We start from the raw sequence: 19,583 nt of genomic DNA, 5'->3' as shown, positions 1-19,583 counted from the left end.
TAAAGGCAACGCATGAAAGAATTTTTTATAACAGGCACCGACACCGATGCCGGAAAAACCCACGTTACCAGTTTGCTATTAAAGTTACTTGCCCAACACAAAAAACAAGCCATTGGCTTTAAACCCCTTGCTGCTGGCTGCGAAATGGCATTCGATCAACTAGTAAATGCTGATGCTCTAATACTAATGGAAAGCGCAACAGTCAGCGCTAAATACGACGTAGTAAATCCGTTTGCGTTTGCGCCACCTATTGCGCCGCACATAGCCGCTGAGCAAGTTGGGGTTAGTATTACTATTGATAAACTAAGTGATGCTTATAATGATGTAAAACAGCAGGGCGCTAATTACATACTTACCGAAGGTGCTGGTGGCTGGGCGTTACCTATTAACAATACGGAGTATTTATACGACTGGGTTAAAGCAGAGCAACTACCGGTAATACTGGTTGTTGGTATGAAGCTAGGTTGCTTAAATCATGCGTTACTAACCGCTGCGCATATGCAAAGTATGGGAATAAACTGCGTTGGTTGGATTGCAAACCAAGTCGATAAAAACATGGACGAGTACCAAGCAAACCTTGATTCACTTAAAGCACGTTTACCGTTTCCAATACTTGCCATAAGCCCATACAGCGAGCAAACTCCTAAGTTACAAATATACAAAAGCTTGCTTAGTGCGTTATCTATAAACACTTAAGCGGTTTTAAAAAAGCTACTTTGTTAGGTAAATCTTGAAATAGTCAGCCTTAGTACACATATAAACGTTTATAAATACATAGCTTGCTTAAAGACAATGTTACTAAGGACATAACGACTATATGACGCACCCATTTATTGAAAACTACGCCCCAGATGCGCACGTAAGCGCTGAGCCAAAAGCACTAAACTATGGCTTACCTAAAAAACGCGTAGGTATAATAGGTGGAGGCACAGCTGGCGCCACAATAGCCATTAGACTTGCTGCGTTAGGGTTAGAAACTTATGTACTTGAAAAGAAAAAGTCGTTAATTGATGGCCCTCCAATGTGCCATTTGCATGCAGGTGGCAACTTATACCGTGAAATACCCGACGAAGACTGCATAGATTTACTTAAGCAATGTATAGATATTGCTCGCCTTTATCCTCACACCATCGATGTTCGCCCTACAGTATTTGCAGTGCCTAAGCGCGATGACGACTCACCCGAGGACTTATTTCCGCGTTTAAATAAATTAGTAAAAGCCTATAGCGAGCTTGTAGAGCAAGACAGCGCTAACAAAGTATTAGGCGAGCCAGAGCATTATTATCAGTTATATAGTTATGAGCAAATGCTAAAGCTTGCTAAGCAAAAACAAGTAGCGAAGCCCACGTCGTTAGATGAGTGGATGATACCCGTGGCTAAGCATTTAGATTTAAATAAGCTAAAGTTTCCGCTTATTGTTGCACAAGAATATGGTTGGAATATATTTCGTTTATCGGCCAGTGCACAACTAGCACTTGCACAGTACAAACACGCTCACGTTTTAACAAGCACCAGTGTTAAAAATGTATCGCCAGTTATAAATACCAATAATGATAAGCAAACACTTAAGTGGCGCATTGAATACCAATCAGAGCCAAGCCTTGATGAACAACCTGATACTCAAACCGATACACAAGTCGATACACAAACCATTGAGGTAGATTACCTTATTAATGCGTGTGGTTTTCAAACCGGTATTATTGACGACCTGGTTGGGGTAGATGTAAAACGCATGGTCGAATTTAAAGCCTCTTACATTACTCATTGGCAAGGTGCTGGTGGGCAAATACCCGAAATAATTATTTATGGTAACCGTGGTACGCCAGAAGGTATGGCGCAGCTGACGCCTTACCCTAACGGATATTTTCAAATACATGGCATGACTAACAACATTACATTGTTTAATGATGGGTTAGCTGATGCAACGCCAATGAGCGCACAACCTAAACTCCCCAATAAATACCTGCATTATATTAAAGATGGGTGGGACAAAGCAGCATTGCAAACACGTACCCAAACAGCAATTGATTATGTAGCCGAGTTTGTACCTGCGTTTAAAACTGCTAATAAACAAAATAATGCCTTGTTTGGCGGGCAACAAATCCCAGGTGATGACGACACTTTGCGCGTAGCCGATGTAAGTTTATATTCGCATATTAATTATGCGCGGGCCGAAAATGTTAAAGCATCGTCAACGTTAATAGCGGCAGATCAGATAGTGGGTGAATTTATAAAATTGGGAATAATAAGCAGCGATACTGCTGTAAATCATCACCGCAGTACCCATCAATGGTCGTACCTTAAACATAATAGCAGCGACAAAATTGGCAAAGTTGCACGCATATTGGCACACGAGCGTGGATTTCCAATTGATATGGCAGAGCTAAATCATAGCTTGTAATAAGCTGATTTATAAAGAAACTTCATATTTAAATTTGCTGTAAAACTCTTCCTAAAAAAATTATCAATAAACACATAAATAACACTTGTGTTATGACATAGTTTGTCACAAAATAGCGCTAACGTTATGACATAGTGTGTCATAACGCAGTGATTGCTTTAACCTAATTTAATTTTATGTTCGGTGATCAAACCTATTTTTGTGAGGACAATATGAAACGTGTATTTTTGTTTTTATTAACTAACCTAGCGGTTATGTTGGTATTAGGTGTAGTGCTTTCAATAATCATGAGCGCGCTGGGCTTAAGCCATCGTAGCCTAGGCGGAATTTTACTTATAGCCACCGTATTTGGTTTTGGTGGATCGTTTATTTCGTTATTTATGTCGAAATGGATCGCTAAAAAATCAACAGGCGCGCATGTAATTACGCAGCCTCGAAACGAAACCGAACATTGGCTTGTACAAACGGTATCTGCGCAAGCACAAAAAGCAGGTATTAAAATGCCAGAAGTGGCTATTTACGACAGCCCAGAAATGAACGCATTTGCAACAGGTCCAAGTAAAAACAACTCGTTAGTGGCAGTAAGCACAGGCTTAATGCACAACATGACCAAAGATCAAGCCGAAGCCGTACTTGCCCACGAAGTATCGCATATTGCTAACGGCGACATGGTAACGCTTACGCTAATACAAGGCGTGGTAAACACCTTTGTAATATTTGCCGCAAAAGTACTGGCAGGCATAGTAGATAACTTTATTAATAGCGATGAAGAAGAGGGTGGCAGTAGCTGGACATACTTCTTATTCGATATGTTATTCCAAGTATTATTTGGTGTACTAGCAAGCATAGTAGTTGCAAGTTACAGCCGTAAACGTGAGTTTGCAGCCGACAGCGGCGCAGCAAAACTAGTTGGTGCTGACAAAATGCGATCAGCCCTTGAGCGATTAAAGCAAAACCATCCTTCGCAATTAGAAGGCTCAATGATGGCCTTTGGTATTGCAAGTGGCAAAGGCATGGCTGAATTGTTTTCATCGCACCCGCCGCTTGATGCACGAATCGACGCACTACGTAAATAATTAGCTAAATAACGTAATTAGCAAACCTATAAGCCAGCTTAATCGCTGGCTTTTTGTTTTATACCAATTCGCTTATATTCATATCATTAAAGCTATAAATTGCATGGTTTAGCTAAGCGGTAACCCCTTTTATTTTTTATTGTATTTACCTTCTGATTTATTATTAGCTTACATAACAAAGCCCACTAAGCACCTCAGTAAAAGTATCCATTTTACTATTAAGCCATTATATCTAATAAAAAACTGAGTGAATTTTAACCTTGATAGTTATTGTAAATTAGACTATAACAATGTTGGTTTTAGGTTAATTTAATGATGATATATTCACACACACAATATTGAACAGTAAAAATTTAATTTAAACCTTAACTATAACTCATTGGTTTTTAATTTATCTTTGTGGTTTATCACAAGAGAGACATTAAAATTTGATGAGATATTACAATAATAAAAATAGATGAGTATTTGTTTAATTAAATTAGTTGTAGTCATTGTGGATAAAAGTATATTTGAAGTGATGTAAAATATTCCATCATTTTTACTCACTGAGATGACGATTATAACATTTTGCTAAACGACTCATTTATTGCTTTAGTCTAAGGAATAAAAAATGAAAAAATCGATTTTTCGTAACACCGGGTTAGTGACCTTAGTGTCACTATTAATGGCGTGCGGAGGGAATAATAACGACGCCGAGGTGCCAGAAGTACAAACACCTGAAGTTGTAGTGCCAGAAACGCCATTACCTGACGCCCCAGAAGCGGCTGAAATAATAAATGGTAGCTTTGAAGAAGACGCGGCAGGGCAAACAACACCAGTTGGAAATTGGGTATTTAGGCCCGATCAAGAATCAAGTGCTTCTTCAACAATAGAAGTAATCGAATCAGAAGAAGGCGTTAATGCTTACAAAGGCACTAAAGCGGTTCAGGTTACTGTTAATACATTAGGTGATAACCCTTGGGGTATTGAAATAGCTTATGAGGACATTCCTGTCACTGGCGGTAAAAATTACGAGTTTAGTGTTTGGGCCAAAGGGGAAGAGGGAACCAGTGCCGATTTTTGGATACAAACACCCGCTCCAGATTATGGCCAGCTTAGCCTAGTAAAAGAAACGCTAACAGGCGAGTGGCAAAAAATAACATTAACAGCTGCTACTGCCGAAGCTGACTCATTAGTTAGATTAGCAATTCACTTTTCAAAAGAAGAAAACATTAACAAGTCTATTTACCTAGACGAATTTTCAGGCTTTATTTTAGACGATGTACCAGCAGAAGAAATACCTGATGTGCAATACAGCGAAGTAACAGCACAAAGTTTAAAAGCTTTAGCACCTAACTTTAACATAGGTGTTGCTGTGCCAGCGGGCGATTTTGGTAACAGCATAATAGATAGACCAGAAATTAAAACGATTATTGAACAACACTTTAATCAACTATCTGCCGAAAACATTATGAAGCCTACCTATTTACAACCTACCCAAGGCGAATTTTTTTATGATGATTCTGATGAGCTTGTAAACTACGCAAAAGACAACTCACTCACCGTGCATGGCCATGTTTTTGTGTGGCACTCACAAATAGCACCGTGGATGCAAAGTTTTCAAGGGGATAAAGCCGCCTGGATAACAATGATGGAAGATCACATAACACAAATAGCCACTCATTTTGAAGAAGAAGGCACTAACGATACCGTAGTGAGTTGGGATGTAGTTAACGAAGCGTTTATGGAAAATGGTAAATACCGTGGCGAAAAAACCACAAGTGACAGTGCCGATGAATCGGTGTGGTTTGAAAACATAGGTGCTGAATTTTTACCGCTAGCCTATAAAGCCGCAAGAGCTGCCGATCCCGATGCAGATTTATACTACAACGATTACAACCTGATTTGGAACGCCGACAAATTAGATGCCGTTATATCTATGGTTAACGATTTTCAAAATAATGGCGTGCCTATTGATGGCATAGGTTTTCAATCTCATATTTCACTCAACAGCCCTGATATTTCTACAATACAAGCTCATCTTCAAAAAGTGGTCGATATTCGCCCTAAAATTAAAGTTAAAATTACCGAATTAGATGTTCGAATGAACAACGAAGGTGGCATTCCTTTAACTTACCTAACAAGTGAAAGAGCGGATGAACAAAAGCAGTACTACTACAATATTGTTAAAACCTATTTAGAAACTGTCCCTGAAGATCAACGCGGCGGCATAACTATTTGGGGTGTAATTGACGAAGATAGCTGGTTACAAAACTGGCCAGAGCCTACTACAGAATGGCCACTTTTATTTTTTAACGACTATACAGCTAAGCCAGCGTTACAAGGTTTTGCAAATGCATTAAAAGAGCTAATTGAAGTAGTAGAGCCAACACCTTCATCAGAACTGCTCACCAATGGTGACTTTGAAGCTGGGCTTGATTCATGGCAAGCGCGCGGAAGTGCAAGCATAACCCTAGATGCAACCCAAGCTCACACTGGCAGTAATAGTGCTTTAGTACAAGGGCGAACTGAAACTTGGAATGGTATTCAAAAAGATGTTAAAGGCTTATTTACAGCAGATGAAACATATAATGTGTCTGCATGGATTAAGTTATCTGACGATACCAGCACTGTTTCACCAGGGGTAAAACTAACCCTACAAATAGAGCACGCTAGCACTGAGTATCTTGAACTCACGCCCGTTACAACAGTAAGCGCGGGTAGTTGGGTACAGTTGTCAGGTACCTACACGCATTCAATCACAACACAAGAAAGTGTCGCTTTACTTTATGTTGAATCAAACGAGATCACAGCTGACTTTTATGTGGACGATGTATCACTAACATTACTAGAACAATAATATATTTAAATAAACGTATTTAACCCTAAATTAAATAGCCCGCATAATTTTATGCGGGCTATTTTTTCATAAGCACTTTTTAATTTAGTATCGGCTGCATATGCGGGTTTAAATACCAAAACTGCAAACACTGTGTTTATATACAGTTATTTGCGTTGCTTTATAAAATAGTTACTTTTTTAAGCTATATGTGTTTACGGGGTTACTAGGTACGAGTAAAGTAAAATACTTTAAAGCCAGCAATACTTAACATTTAATACTTAACAAGGATGCTTATTGTAATGGAAAAGGTGCAACACACTAAAGAATGCATTATGTGCTTTAGCACTATAGATTCACGGGCTAAAAAATGTCCGCAATGCACCTCACTTCAAGCCAAATACTCTAACTTAGAAAACAACCCCATTATTATTGGTGCATTAGCGCTTAGTATTGTTGGTATTTTTGGGTTTATTTTTTATCAAAATATTTATGTAGCAGGGCTTGAAGATCAAGCACAAAAAAACTTAATCGCTAATGTTAGCCAAATTCATACTAAAAATGAAAACGATGCATTGTATGTTGCATGCATAGGGCAGGTAAAAAACGAGTCAAACTTTTCGTTTAAAAATATAAAGTTTAAGGTCGATTTTCTAACAGATCAAAACACGCTAGTCGATACGCTATCAATAACCGACGAAGACCTAATTATACTTCCTAATGACTCAACAAACTTTAGAGTAAGAGGTATTGCGCAAAAACAAGCGGCTAGTTATAACAATTGCCAAGTAACAATAACCGATGCCTGGGCTTATAAATAAGCTATAAATCACTTACAAATTAATTATTAGCAGTTAGCTAAACCACTCGATTTTTTGTTTGTAATATTAGTTATTAACTTGCAAGCCACTAAATCCAAAATTTATATAAGCCATTTTCCTAGAGCGATTAAGAATATGGATGATTTATTACTTAAGTAATCGTTTATACACTCCTTGTAACTTGCAAGTGAGGGATCGAAAATGAGCTTGATTGATGAAAGTACAAAGGATTTTGGAAGCATGAGCGTGTTGCTTCACAGCTTAGGAACTGATTGCTACCGCATTGAGTGGAATAGCAGAATGACCGGAGCTTCAATAAGCTTAATTCGTGTTAAAAAAAACGAATATATAGTTGTGCGCAAATGGGCAACCGCCCGCAATATAGATGACGTATCAGCAGAGTTTGATCGGGCTAACCAAGCACTAATTCATTTTTTAAATAATGTTGATGTAATTAAAAGTAAAAACGAAAGTATTGTTGCCGCTAAAGAGCATTGCATAAACTTATTTACCTCAGCTGAGGGCTTAAAACCAATTAGCCATCCGAGCCTCCCTATGCCACGCTTACAAGAAGCCATAGGCAAAGAAGTCATTGTAAAATCAAGTTTAGGCAATTATTTAATATCAAAAGGCATGCTATTACAGCTATTAGGTAATCAAGCCGAGATTCAAGTTAATCCCGACCACCTTGACGAAGGCCAATTAAGGCAAAAGTTTTATACCAAACAAGTTCATGTTTGCTAGTTAATTGCGCCATCAAAACTCAAAGGCAGCTTTACTTTAATGGTAAAGCCATTTTGTTTAAACACCTTAAAAGTTCCACCTAACGCTGTAGTTCGCTCCTCTATAAACGCCAAACCGTAGTGACCTGAGTTATCTGTTGGGGTTACTAAAGTCCCGTTATCGCTAATTGTTAACTCAATAAATTCGTCGCTGTTTATTATATCTATAACTAGTTTGCTGGCATTGCTGTGCTTCATACAATTTGTTACTGCTTCTTGGCAAATTCGGTAAATAGCTATTTCGTGATCTTTTGAAAGGCTATTATCTAACTTAAATTGTGGCTGATACTTAATATTTGCCTTGTGCAGTAAGCTTTTTAGTCGCCCTTGTGTTATTGCCTTTTCTAAACCAAGTTCATCTAACTCACGCGGGCGAAGATAATGCATTAATTGATAAACAGAGTCATACATCGAATTAGCATTGTTTTTTAATGTAGTCACAAACGATTGGGTATCTTCGTTACTAAGGTGCGACAAAATAGCTAAATCTGTTTTTAATGCCGTTAGGTTTTGCCCTAATTCGTCATGCAACTCTTGCGAAAGGTGCTTTCGCTCGTTTTCTTGCACCGACACCATTTTGGCAGCCAGCGCCGTGTTTTGAGTTAGCTGCTCTTTAAGCTCTTTATTGGTTTGCTTTAACTCGTTGTTTTTACGTTTAAGCTCAGTAATTGCAGCGCCTAAAACCATACTGGTAATTGCGTTTGCTAAAATAAATAACTGGCTAATGTAGGTATTGCTAGGCTCGTGCGTAATGCTTGCTTCAACAATTATTAACGCGTTAATAAGCGCTGCACTGCTTACAGCCCCTAACGAGCCATACTTATACGAAAACCAAATTATAGGTAATAACGATGCAAGCCTTAATAGCGGGTAGGTGTCTGGGCGAACCGCATAGACAAAAAATATAATTAATATAAAACACACTAAAGTGGCTACTAGGCCAAATAACTTAGTGAGCCTGACTGTGTTAAAACTGTATTTAGAATCGTAAATTAACATAATAAAAGGGGCAATTAACAACGAGCCAGTAATATCGCCCAAGCACATGTTTAACTGATACTGCAGTAGCTCTTTTGCAACCAATACATTTGTAAATTCAAACGCACTGGCAAACAAAAACCACTTTATAGATGTACTCGCAACACAAAGCAGTATTAACGAAAGTATACCTAGGCTGTCGTTAATGCTTGGCGGCCAACGGCTATTTTTAAACACATAAACAAGCGCTATAAAACAAAGCTCCTGCCAAAAGCCATGAAATAAATCAAACTCCCAAACCCCGCTGTATGTTAAACCAAGCTGTGCAGCTAAAGCGCGTGACACAACCCATAAGGTGAGCCAATAGCGTGTTGGAGTGAGTAAGTAAAACGCAATTTTTACGCCTGCGGGAATAAATATCGCGCTGCTCTCGGGTACGGTTTCAAGGTTTTGGCTAACCCAAAAAGCGGCGAGTGAAGCAATAAAGTAAATTAGCCCCACCAATAACTGTTTAGCTACCTCTTTGTATGCGGTAGTAAAACTAGCATTAGATAAAGAAGAAACGTTAGGTAAGTTCATCTAACTGTATTACTCCCGCATCAATTGCAATTTTTAGCAGTTCAAACGAGGTCGTAACATTAAGTTTGCTGTATATGTTTGCTTTGTGTACATGCGCTGTTTTAGGCATTATTTCGAGTATTTGCGCCACTTGTTTAGCGTTTAATCCCTTAGAAAATAACGGAAGGGCTTCAAGCTCTCTGTTAGTAAGCACCGTTAATGCTAAATTTTCGCTACTCATCGAAAAATTTACGTCTTCACTAATGTACCTTTTACCTAAAGCGACCGCTTTAACTGCATCTATTAGCTCATCAGAGGCAGAACGCTTAGACACATAACCCAAAGCGCCTAATCGCAAAGCATTGCTTACATAAGGTTCGTGGTCGTGCATGGAGGCCACAATACTTTTAATATGCGGGAAAGACTCTTCAAGGTACGACAAAAAAGAAAGGCCGGTTTCAGTCCCGTTAAGCGATATATCAACAATAAATATATCAGGTTGTTCAAGTTCTACAGCCAGCTTGGCTTCTGTTACGCTGCAGGCTTCAATAATTACTTTCCAATCTGGTTGTAACTCTAAAAGCTTTTTAAAGCTGTCTCTTACTAATTGATGATCTTCTATGATGCCAATGAGCATTTAAATCTCCTTTTATGCTTAAAATACAGCGGGGCGGGTAACTAATTACCTAAAACGTTTTAAATGGGTTACCTCACTTAAAAGCAAGGTAACAAAACCAGTGGTTCTAAATTGGTAATTAGTTGCTGGTGGAGATTACAACTAAGCTCTTTTTACATCAGCTCATTGTTATTATTGAGAAAGAATAATTTCAGTAATACCTTCAGCAGATAGTATTTCAATCCAGTAGCCGTCAGGGTCTTTAATAAATGCCAAGCCTTTCATTGAGCCATCATCTGGTTTTTTAACAAACTCAACATCGTATTTTGCAAAGCGCTCACAGGCTTCGTAAACATCCGGTACGCTAATACCAATATGCCCAAATCCTTTAGGTTCTTGGTTACCACTGTGGTATCCCTCAAAGCTGTCGTCGTTTTCAGTGCCCCAGTTATGGGTTAACTCAATTAGCGCAGGGCGACGAAACACCCATTCTGCTTTAGTTTTATCATCACCTTTTGGCAATTCTTGCTCGTAGCCTAAAAAGTAAAGCGTAAACTTCATACCAGGAAAATCATACTTACCTAACAGCTTCATACCTAATACATTTTGGTAAAATTCAAGCGACGGCTTTGGATCTTTAATACGTAACATAGTTTGTTGCATAACAAAGCCTTGAGTGGCCTGTTCAACTTGTTCTGGAGATTCGTTATAGTTAGACATGGTGATCCTTACTGAAAATTATAAAAAGGGTGTAAGTATTACGTGTTCCATCATAATCAACCCCCACTTAAATTAAAACCATTCTAGGTAATTCAACGCGTTATAATTGCCTTTAAATTACTTGCACAGTATTTGCAAAGCGTATAATTAAAACTAATGGGCTGTTAAACATCTCTTGTGCATATTATTAACACAAACTAGGACGTTTTTTTTGAAAACACTTTTACCTTTACTAAGTCTAATATTACAGGCTTTTTTATTACTCGCACTCACGAGTTTTTTTAGTGGGTTTTATAATGCGTATACAGTATTTGCTGGTGGCGATCCGAAGTTAATCGCGGGGCATATTTCATCAGCCATTGTTGTATCACTTATACAAATTATTCCTGCTTTAATTGGGCTTTTTATAAATACGTACGTGCTAAATAGTAGGTTAAATAAAAACATAAACAGCTCAGCCATGTTTATAAATATTTCAAAATTTTATGCCTACCTGTGGATTTTATTTATTCCACTTGGTACGTTTTTAGGTATTAAGCAATTAATTAGATTAAAAAGTGTAAGTACATAACGAGCACTTACAAAAAAGGAGCCATTATGTTTTACGATGATATTCAGGGGTTATTACGTGTACTTACAATAGGCGTACTGGGTTATATTGCACTGGTGTTCTGGCTGCGCGTATCGGGTAAACGTACGCTTTCAAAGTGGAACGTGTTCGACTTTATAGTCACCATTGCGCTGGGCTCTATATTAGCGTCTGTTATTATTTCAAAAAGTGTTCCGTTAGCTGAGGGCATACTCGCCTTTGTAGTATTAATAGGGCTGCAATATGTTATTACGTGGCTTAGTGTGCGCTCGTCAAAATTTGCAGCGCTTATAAAAGCAGAGCCCACGCTTTTACTGAGTGATGGTGAATACTGCACGGCTGCACTTAAATCGCAGCGGGTAACAAAATCAGAAATTCGCGCCGCTATTCGTGGTGCAGGCATACTAGCCATAGAAGATGTAGCCGCAGTAGTGTTAGAAACCGATGGCAGTTTTAGCGTACTTAAGCAAAATAACAGCGGGTTAAAAACCGCGTTAAGTGATGTAAGCGGGCATTAAATTAATACGCTAATAGTTATATTAACTAAGGCAGGTATATTACCTGCCTTATTTTGTATTAAAGGTTATTTTTATTTAGCGTGCTGCTCTAATAAACTAAAGGTAGGTAAGCGCCATTTAAAGCGTATTGATGCCATACGTATTAAGTAACCTGCAACCAAGCTCACAATAATGCTGATGTTGTCGTCAATATTGTAATGGTGCAGCGCTAAGTATAAACAGGCAACAAGTAACGATACACTCGCGTATAGCTCGTTATGTAATACCAACGGTGCTTGGCGACATATTAAATCACGCAGTAAGCCACCAAAAACACCCGTTACAACCGCAGCCACTACACAAATACCATAATGCAGGCCCATATTTAGCCCCACTTGGCAGCCAATAATACTAAAGGCAGCTAAACCCAGGGCGTCTAAGCGCATAAATATGCCTTTAAATTTAACTACCCATTTAGCCAGCCACGTAGTGACAATACCGGCAATACAGGTAATTAATAAATACTCTGGGTGTTGTACCCACGTAAGCGGGTAATTGCCTAGTAATATATCTCGTACGCTACCACCGCCAATTGCCGTGGCGCTGGCTACTAGCACTACGCCAAACCAATCCATTTTCATTCGTCCTGCGCTAAGTGCGCCTGTCATGGCTTCTGCGGTAATACCAATAATATAAACAACGGTTAGTAACATGAGATAATCACTTAAAATACGTGCGTAAAAATAAGGTGTGGATTGTATAGATAAATTAAGTAAATAACGAATGAAAAATCGTACTAAAAACGGCTAATTCAGATAGAAATAGCTAATGACAAAACCTTGTGTAAACAAGCTGTTAAGCTAGTGGGTGAGTGCGTAATTGCTGATATGAATTAAAGGACATTTGGCCGCAAATTATAAATAAAACAGGTTGAGTTTTAGTTGTTTTTAGCACGTTTATTTTTGAGTTTATTTTATTAGGTAAAGCGTAAAAGTTAACGCAATATGAATAATTGGTTGCATGGTTTTAATTTAGGAACGTATAATAAAAAGTGTTAACTAAATGGAATTTGCGTAAAACGCAGCTTAAGCAGAGCAGGTAGATACATGAACAAAGGATTGTTAAAGACGTGGAAAACCGACAAAGGTTTTGGTTTTATTAAATCAGACACCCTAGAACACGACACATTTATACACATTTCAGCGCTCAAACACATGAGCCGCAAGCCAAAAGTTGGCGATACCATTTACTTTGACGTTGCAACGCAGCCCGACGGTAAAACCAAAGCAATTAACTGCCGTATAGAAGGTGTTGCAGAGCTTAAAGCACCTTATCAAAAACACAATCAACAGCCACATCGCATTGCCAAATCTAATTTTGCTAGTAGCTTTTTGGGCAAAGTTGCCTCAATTAGCATTATCGCCGTGCTTGGCTTTATCGCAGTAAATAAATACAACCATTATAAAACTAACGAGCAATTTAATAACCATACTCCCGTTATTACCAACGCCGATTTAGCCACCTTTGATGCACAATACCCGAAAGTAGTGATACCAAAAAACACACAAAACTTTACCTGTGACGGCAGGCAGCATTGTAGCCAAATGAATTCGCGAGAAGAGGCTGTATTTTTTATTAATAACTGCCCGAATACAAAAATGGATGGTGATGGGGATGGAAAACCTTGCGAGAGTGATTCACGATTTAAAGGGTCGGGTTATAAAGCTTTCAGCTTTAAATAAAAATAGATTTAATTAATGGCTGTGTATAAATACAGTTATTTGCAATTTTCCCAGAACATTATTAAAAGTCGTTTTGGGTTAAATTACAAAGGCTACTGAGTAGCAATTGTTATTGTCTGATTATAAACGAGTTGTTTGGTGTAATTATCAAACAAAGTAATAGATGTCGTTTTGGTGTGTTATAACCCTTCAAAGAGGGGTTCATTAAGCTGTTATATGGCTATTCAGGTTGGATCTCCAATTTATCAATTTAGGAAGTATAAATGTTCAGAATTAAGGATATAGTTGAGTTTCAAGGTCAAGAATATGTTATTTCAAAATTTTTAGGGCAAGGCGGTATGGGGCATGTTTTTTCTATTGAAGAAAAGCATGGAGATTCAAAGTTTGCTTTAAAGTCGCTTCAACATTTTCTTCCTAATGATAATAATCACCGCTCCCTCATTAACGAATGGGAAAAAGCTCAAAATATCAATCATAAAAATGTAATTTGTTACCGCGGTTTTCATGATGGATTATCTGAACCCAAAACACCTTACCTTATAATGGATTTAGCCGAAGGTGGTTCATTAGAAGATTTTTTACTATCCCAAAATGAGTTTATGGAGGAGAGCATTTGTTTGGAAATATTCCACCAAATAATAGACGGAATGGAAGCTGTTAATAAAATTTTAGTCCACAGGGATATTAAACCAGATAACATTTTTATAGAAAAAGGTATTTTTAAAATAGCCGATTTCGGTTTGGCAAAAATAGCTGAAGAAAAAACACGCTCTAAAACATTTAAAGGTTGGGGAACTGCCCCTTATATTGCTCCTGAAGCCTATAGAGCAGAAAAGAATACAATTCAAATGGACATGTATTCCATAGGACATGTGTTTTATCAAATAGCAGGTATGAAGCATGCTTATGGTACACCTGATGATTGGGAACAAGCTCACTTGACCGCAGTACCTCTAGCTCTAAATACAGTAAATACCAAAATATCTCCCAAAGTATCCTCTGTTATTAATAAACTAATGGCAAAAAGGCCAAATGCTCGTTTTAAAACATGGGATGAGGTTAGGCAAGAGCTAATTAATTCCTCTCAAAATGTCGGTAATCATAAATCAGCAATTGATAATATATTGCAAAAGAAAATATCGAGAGATTTAGAAGCAGAAGAAGTTTTATCTGAGCAGCAAGTTAAAGAAAAAGAACTTAAGAGAAAAAGTGACATTTTAAACTTTCAGTTCAAGAACGAAATCGTTCAGCCAGTAAATGAATTTGTTGATAATTTCAACAAAGTTTCAGGTGCAGCCTCAAAAATGAATATGTCTAAAGTTACTGTTATGGGAGATTTAACGACTGACATTAGATTTGATCGCAAGGCTATTAATATATGGTTTCATAGGATTAATGATGCTGACGTGCTTAGTCACTATGTAAATGATGTGTGGGGTGACCGTAGACTTCATGTAACTAAGCCAACCCTAAATGGTAAACTTGTTTTAGCTTGGGGTGGAATTGAATCTTCTGATGGAACAGGTTTAAATATTGTATTGGTAGCATCTGAAACTGATGAGTACGGTGATTGGTATCTATTGAAAAATACACATTCTGGTTTCGGTCATCGTGATAATAGACCCGAACCTTTTGCCTTTAAAAATGATGAATTAGTCAAAGAGATACGTCATGTAGGTGCTATGCATATTTATAATTTAAATGTTAATCAACTAGATATTAATGATGTAATCGAATTTATTTCCGGTGCTTTATAATTCACTCTAAGTTGTTGTTTATATAGTGGATTAAAGCCATATAACAAGAACTTCAAACGGAAAATGCACCTCACTCGTTTTAGTGGACACTTCCTCATTACTTTGAGGAGACTTAAAAAGTTAAGGGATCAAATCTTGACTTCATATATCAAAACATAAATCGGTTAAAAGCTTTTGATATAAGCTATTTTTACCCTCTAAAAGCGCAACGCCTCATATCCTCTTTGTGAATTAGTCTTAAGAAATAAGATGGCTGTCACTTTAAACGCTTTAAACGTAAAACATCGGCGAATTAGCATCTCTAATACACGCCGATGTTTATAACTTATTTAAGTAACTACCTTACTGATAAGGCATTAAGCCTTAGTCTTTTTTGCGGTAAAGGCTTATTAAACATATTGCTAAAAGTAACGTTGCAATCATGCCTGAAGCGCCAGCAACAGCTGATGGAAGGAATCCATCACGACCAAAGGTGATTAAAATGCCATTGGCAAGCACTGCAACTGTGCCTGCTAGGGCTGTAAGGCCGCCAATGGCTTTGCCACCTTTAGCTAAGTAAGACAGGCCAAATACAAGTGCTGCTAACCCTAATAGTACCTTGGCTGCGTAGTAAATCATGAATGACAACGAAACCACGCCACCAATTAAAGGTTGTGCGCCTTCTACTGTGCCCGCAACTTTTCCAAATGTAGAAAACAAAGTAAGTCCAATGCTTACCTGCACTATGTTAAGTACTGCACTAAACGCGATAGCCGACCAGCCTAGTTGTGCGTTTTTTGCTTGCACCATAGCTGTGCCTGCAAAGGCAACAAGTAAAGTAAATACCAGTGCTTCTAGCCCCCAAGCCACCTGCCTTGAAAAACTAATTTCAGCACTGTAAAGGGCTGAATAAATACCCTGTGATATCGCCAATACCAACAATAACGATGCTGTAATTAGGGTGGTGCGTTTATGTGTAAATTCCATTATGGACCTCTTTTGATTTTATATTTGACGCTTTCCACAGCTGTTGCGGATTTGAATGTATCAAACTGCTTAGTATTTGTATTAAATAGCGTTTATCGTTGTAGGTATAAGACAGGTAAAGCGAGTAAATTATTTCACTTAAACCTTTAAAAATAATAATTAATAACAAACAGGCTCAGGCTTTTAATTAAACCTAACTTTGCAAAGCCGCTTTGGTTTAGCGATGCATGTATCTAAAAGCGCAGTGCCTCATGCCCTCTTAGTAAATCAACATTTAATTACCAAGAGGGCATACATTTTGAGTATGTGGTTAAACGGCTTATTACTTATGGCGTTAAGATAAAAACGTAAAATGAGACCAGTCACTTAACGCTGTAATAGTTTGTTCTGTGGGAGGGGCAACATAGATCAAACCTGCAATGGCAATAATTGAAGCCAGCGTAATTAATTTATTATCGAAGTCGGCTATTTTTAGCGCAGTGCCAAAAGAGCGTTTAATTCTGACATTACTTAAATCTACACTGTAAATTTCATCCAGCAATAAGTGAATTAACCCGCCGAGTAAAATAAATCCACCCGTTAACCAGGCAAAGACGGCTGCTTGTGTGGTTGATTGGTCATTCAGCTTCCATGTTACTTGAGTTGTTAATAGCGCGCATAACAGTATAAATAGTAAAGAGTGGCAACTACCTCTGTGTACTGTGATCCATTCAAAAATGGGTCTAATAATGTATTTCATAAACCCGTATACCAGTAATGGCACTACGATTAACTCGATAAAGCTAATTTCAATAATGAGTTCGGTGGTTATGTAATGCAGTACCAGTAATACAGCGCTGAGTGCGAATAAGTTAAAAATAGTATCGAGTGATGTTGAGTTATCTGAATCTATATCGGGTAATAAGCCGCCGATTGAGCCTAAAAACCATAACCAGAGTGCGCCCTTTAATTCAATATGTCCTGCAGATAATAAGGTGGCTGAGGCTAAGCCTGTGATGATTACGGCAGTATTAAGATGAGTATTGAAGTTTGCCATTGTATCTCTTGATGGGAAAAAGTAGGGCATTCTATCAATTGAAAAGTTTATTGTTCAATGTTCTTTAAAAATTGGGCTTAAATAACCTTGGCTCTGCTTATAAATCACTCTCTAGTAGCCATTTTTAGTGCTAACTGCGTTGAAAGAGCTCAATTAACCATCTTACTTTTTAAACTCGTCATAAAATGCAATTTGCCCTCGACCTGTTTCTTTTACGTGGTAGAGCATTTTGTCACCATTGATCATTAATTCGAGTAGCTCTTCACCATCATTAGGGCCGACTGCAATACCAATGCTTGCACCCACGGCGCATGTTTTATTTTGTGAAATATAAATGTCTTGTTGTAACTCTTTTAGCATAGCGATTGATTGCTCACGCGTTGCTGCTTTGTTGTAGGTATTAACCTGCCTTGCAACAATAAACTCGTCACCGCCTAGGCGGATGCATATGTCGGTTTCTTGGTTAAAGTGCTTTTTAAATCGGTGTGCTATTTCAATAAGTACTTTATCACCGGCTTCGTGGCCGTAGGTGTCGTTAATGGGTTTAAACTTATCTAAATCAATCATCATTAGTACTAGGTGCTGATTGTGTTTAATGCACTCGCGCAGTGCTTTTTTAAGACGCTTTTCGCCGGCTCGGCGATTAAGTAGGTCAGTGAGTGGGTCGTGATCGGCTTCAAAGCGAGTTTGAAATTCGCGTTCGGCGCGCTCAGTTACATCATGTAAAATTACTTCAACTAAGTGTTCTTGTTGAACGCTTCGCTTTGTTTCACGTTGCTCTGTTAGTCTAACAAATAAACAGTGCAGCCAAATGGTTTTATGGCCCACTTTGCACTCTATATCTAGGGTTGCTTGTGGTGGGTTTTTATCACAACGTATATCTGCAAGTAGGTTTTGTAATTCATCAACGCTATTTAACAGAGCAGGAAAGTGCAAGGTTGATAACTCTTCTTCGCCGGGTACGGTAAAGTAATGTTTAAACGCGGGATTAAAGGTGGTGATAATATTTTTGTCATCTAATAAACAAATACCGGCGCTGGCTTGTTCAAAAATAAGTCTAAATTTAGCTTCTAGTTCTTGAGTTTTTTTACGAAGAGATTGCTCATTACTAATGGTTAGCTTTAACTCATGCATTAAGGCGTTTATACCTTGTGTTAGCCTGCTTATTTCGTCTCGCTTACCCTGCTTAAACTCTAGCATTGTCATGGTTTCGGGATTGGTAGGATCAATTGTCGCAAAGCTGTCTGTTAGGTTTTGAATAGGCTGAGTGAGCCATTTGCGTACAACCAGCGACACAAAAAAAGCGATGACGATTGATTGAATCAGCATTAAAATAAATTCTTTTATAAGTGATGACTGTGCTTGTTGTTCAATAAAGTTATCGTCGGGGTATATGGCCAGTACACCTATAAAAGTGTCTTCTATAAATGGGTGAACTAATTTAATTAAAACAGCTTCTTTTTTCTTGTTAGTAGAGCCACTTGCAATAAATAAATCCATTTCTCCTTTTGGGTTTACTTCTCCTTCTAAGCTTGCGCCTTGCACTAAATCATTACTTAGCAAGCCATTAATAATTTCTTGGCTTAATTCACGATCGTTTAGGTAGGCTGCTATGGCGGCTGTTTTTCCCATTGTTTGTGCTAACTGCTGCACGAGTAGGTAATTGGTGTTTTTCTTTTCTTTAAGACCCGAGTAATAAGAAAGTGTTGACGACACTAACGTAACTACAATGGCGACAATTGCGATTGATAGAGCAACGCGTACGTAGAGTGCTTGGCTAATTTTTATCAAATGTGTATACCACTTTTACTGCGTCTGTAACTTGCGATTGAGGAATATAACCAATTGCAAATTGTGATGCAGCTATTTTGTTTAACGCATCTTCAACGGATGTTGACGGTGATGGGGGCTTTGCACGCCCTGAAAATAATAACCTTGCCCAATAAGCATTAATTTTTTGCTCATCTTTGTTGACTAGTTGCAGGTAAAAATCATTTTTTAATGTTGATTGCGCCGGTAAATCAAGTGGCTTAGAGGTTTCACCATCAGGAAACGTTAAATAGCGACCCATATAAATATCAATAACTTCGCGTTTAGATAAAGCGTTAATTGTATTGTTTTTATTTACCACCACTACAAACTCTGTAGATTTGGCATTAACACTAACAAGCAGCAGGCAAAGCGGCAGCAACACATAAAGGAGTGAGTTACGATAGCTCATCATTG

Annotated in this window: 18 protein-coding genes; 10 read left to right on the top strand and 8 right to left on the bottom strand. The window is 38.1% G+C overall.

Features of this window, described 5'->3' with window-relative positions:
* Window positions 1–12 precede the first annotated feature (12 nt).
* The 6 genes from bioD to P20429_RS01545 all read left to right on the top strand — a co-directional run bounded on the left by bioD (window position 13) and on the right by P20429_RS01545 (window position 7,860).
* A complete protein-coding gene (gene bioD, locus P20429_RS01520; RefSeq protein WP_007586785.1) occupies window positions 13–696 on the top strand; it encodes a dethiobiotin synthase in 684 nt (227 codons plus the stop codon).
* A 121-nt stretch (window positions 697–817) separates the two neighbouring features.
* Window positions 818–2,401 (top strand): FAD-dependent oxidoreductase, encoded by a 1,584-nt coding sequence (locus tag P20429_RS01525; RefSeq protein ID WP_007586784.1) that lies wholly within the window; start codon window positions 818–820, stop codon window positions 2,399–2,401.
* 212 nt (window positions 2,402–2,613) lie between these two features.
* Entirely contained in the window at window positions 2,614–3,477 is an 864-nt protein-coding gene (htpX, locus tag P20429_RS01530) for a protease HtpX (RefSeq protein ID WP_007586783.1), read from the top strand.
* 610 nt (window positions 3,478–4,087) lie between these two features.
* Entirely contained in the window at window positions 4,088–6,316 is a 2,229-nt protein-coding gene (locus P20429_RS01535) for an endo-1,4-beta-xylanase (protein ID WP_007586782.1), read from the top strand.
* Between the two features lie 281 nt (window positions 6,317–6,597).
* A complete protein-coding gene (locus tag P20429_RS01540; protein ID WP_007586779.1) occupies window positions 6,598–7,116 on the top strand; it encodes a hypothetical protein in 519 nt (172 codons plus the stop codon).
* Window positions 7,117–7,317: 201 nt separating this feature from the next.
* Window positions 7,318–7,860 carry a hypothetical protein gene (locus tag P20429_RS01545; RefSeq protein WP_007586777.1) on the top strand — a complete coding sequence of 181 codons (543 nt, stop codon included), beginning with the start codon at window positions 7,318–7,320 and terminating at the stop codon, window positions 7,858–7,860.
* On the opposite strand, the gene P20429_RS01550 is transcribed toward P20429_RS01545, so the two are convergent.
* The 3 genes from P20429_RS01550 to gloA all read right to left on the bottom strand — a co-directional run bounded on the left by P20429_RS01550 (window position 7,857) and on the right by gloA (window position 10,770).
* Window positions 7,857–9,455, bottom strand: a complete 1,599-nt coding sequence (locus P20429_RS01550; RefSeq protein ID WP_007586775.1) for an MASE1 domain-containing protein — start codon at window positions 9,453–9,455, stop codon at window positions 7,857–7,859. The genes P20429_RS01545 and P20429_RS01550 overlap by 4 nt on opposite strands.
* The gene (locus P20429_RS01555; protein WP_007586773.1) at window positions 9,442–10,071 is read right to left on the bottom strand and encodes a response regulator transcription factor; all 630 of its coding nucleotides are present in this window, start codon (window positions 10,069–10,071) and stop codon (window positions 9,442–9,444) included. Before P20429_RS01555 ends, P20429_RS01550 begins: the two co-directional genes overlap by 14 nt.
* Window positions 10,072–10,242: 171 nt before the next feature.
* Window positions 10,243–10,770 carry a lactoylglutathione lyase gene (gene gloA / locus P20429_RS01560; protein WP_007586770.1) on the bottom strand — a complete coding sequence of 176 codons (528 nt, stop codon included), beginning with the start codon at window positions 10,768–10,770 and terminating at the stop codon, window positions 10,243–10,245.
* Window positions 10,771–10,981: 211 nt separating this feature from the next.
* Here gloA and P20429_RS01565 point away from each other — a divergent pair, with 211 nt between their 5' ends.
* Window positions 10,982–11,341, top strand: a complete 360-nt coding sequence (locus P20429_RS01565) for a hypothetical protein (protein ID WP_007586769.1) — start codon at window positions 10,982–10,984, stop codon at window positions 11,339–11,341.
* A gap of 26 nt (window positions 11,342–11,367) precedes the next feature.
* A complete protein-coding gene (locus P20429_RS01570) occupies window positions 11,368–11,877 on the top strand; it encodes a DUF421 domain-containing protein (RefSeq protein WP_007586767.1) in 510 nt (169 codons plus the stop codon).
* A gap of 71 nt (window positions 11,878–11,948) precedes the next feature.
* Here the strand turns inward: P20429_RS01570 and P20429_RS01575 are convergent, their stop codons facing one another.
* Entirely contained in the window at window positions 11,949–12,569 is a 621-nt protein-coding gene (locus P20429_RS01575) for a trimeric intracellular cation channel family protein (protein ID WP_007586765.1), read from the bottom strand.
* A 393-nt stretch (window positions 12,570–12,962) separates the two neighbouring features.
* On the opposite strand from P20429_RS01575, the gene P20429_RS01580 reads away from it, so the two are divergent.
* Together P20429_RS01580 and P20429_RS01585 are read left to right on the top strand one after the other, a co-directional pair.
* Complete coding sequence (locus tag P20429_RS01580) at window positions 12,963–13,598, top strand: cold shock domain-containing protein (protein ID WP_007586763.1); 636 nt, start codon at window positions 12,963–12,965, stop codon at window positions 13,596–13,598.
* Window positions 13,599–13,861: 263 nt separating this feature from the next.
* A complete protein-coding gene (locus P20429_RS01585; protein WP_007586761.1) occupies window positions 13,862–15,355 on the top strand; it encodes a serine/threonine-protein kinase in 1,494 nt (497 codons plus the stop codon).
* A gap of 363 nt (window positions 15,356–15,718) precedes the next feature.
* On the opposite strand, the gene P20429_RS01590 is transcribed toward P20429_RS01585, so the two are convergent.
* From P20429_RS01590 to P20429_RS01605, 4 genes are all read right to left on the bottom strand, one after another.
* Window positions 15,719–16,321 (bottom strand): hypothetical protein, encoded by a 603-nt coding sequence (locus P20429_RS01590; RefSeq protein WP_007586759.1) that lies wholly within the window; start codon window positions 16,319–16,321, stop codon window positions 15,719–15,721.
* Between the two features lie 334 nt (window positions 16,322–16,655).
* On the bottom strand, window positions 16,656–17,357 hold the full coding sequence (locus tag P20429_RS01595; protein ID WP_007586757.1) for a metal-dependent hydrolase: 702 nt from the start codon (window positions 17,355–17,357) through the stop codon (window positions 16,656–16,658).
* Between the two features lie 162 nt (window positions 17,358–17,519).
* Entirely contained in the window at window positions 17,520–19,148 is a 1,629-nt protein-coding gene (locus tag P20429_RS01600; protein ID WP_007586756.1) for a sensor domain-containing diguanylate cyclase, read from the bottom strand.
* Window positions 19,135–19,581 (bottom strand): hypothetical protein, encoded by a 447-nt coding sequence (locus tag P20429_RS01605; protein WP_007586754.1) that lies wholly within the window; start codon window positions 19,579–19,581, stop codon window positions 19,135–19,137. The genes P20429_RS01600 and P20429_RS01605 overlap by 14 nt, the downstream gene beginning before the upstream one ends.
* Window positions 19,582–19,583: the final 2 nt, after the last annotated feature.

The organism is Pseudoalteromonas sp. BSi20429 (assembly GCF_000238895.1).
In the GTDB taxonomy this organism is placed as follows: Bacteria; Pseudomonadota; Gammaproteobacteria; order Enterobacterales; family Alteromonadaceae; genus Pseudoalteromonas; species Pseudoalteromonas arctica.
This window is presented reverse-complemented; position numbering and strand designations above follow the sequence as displayed.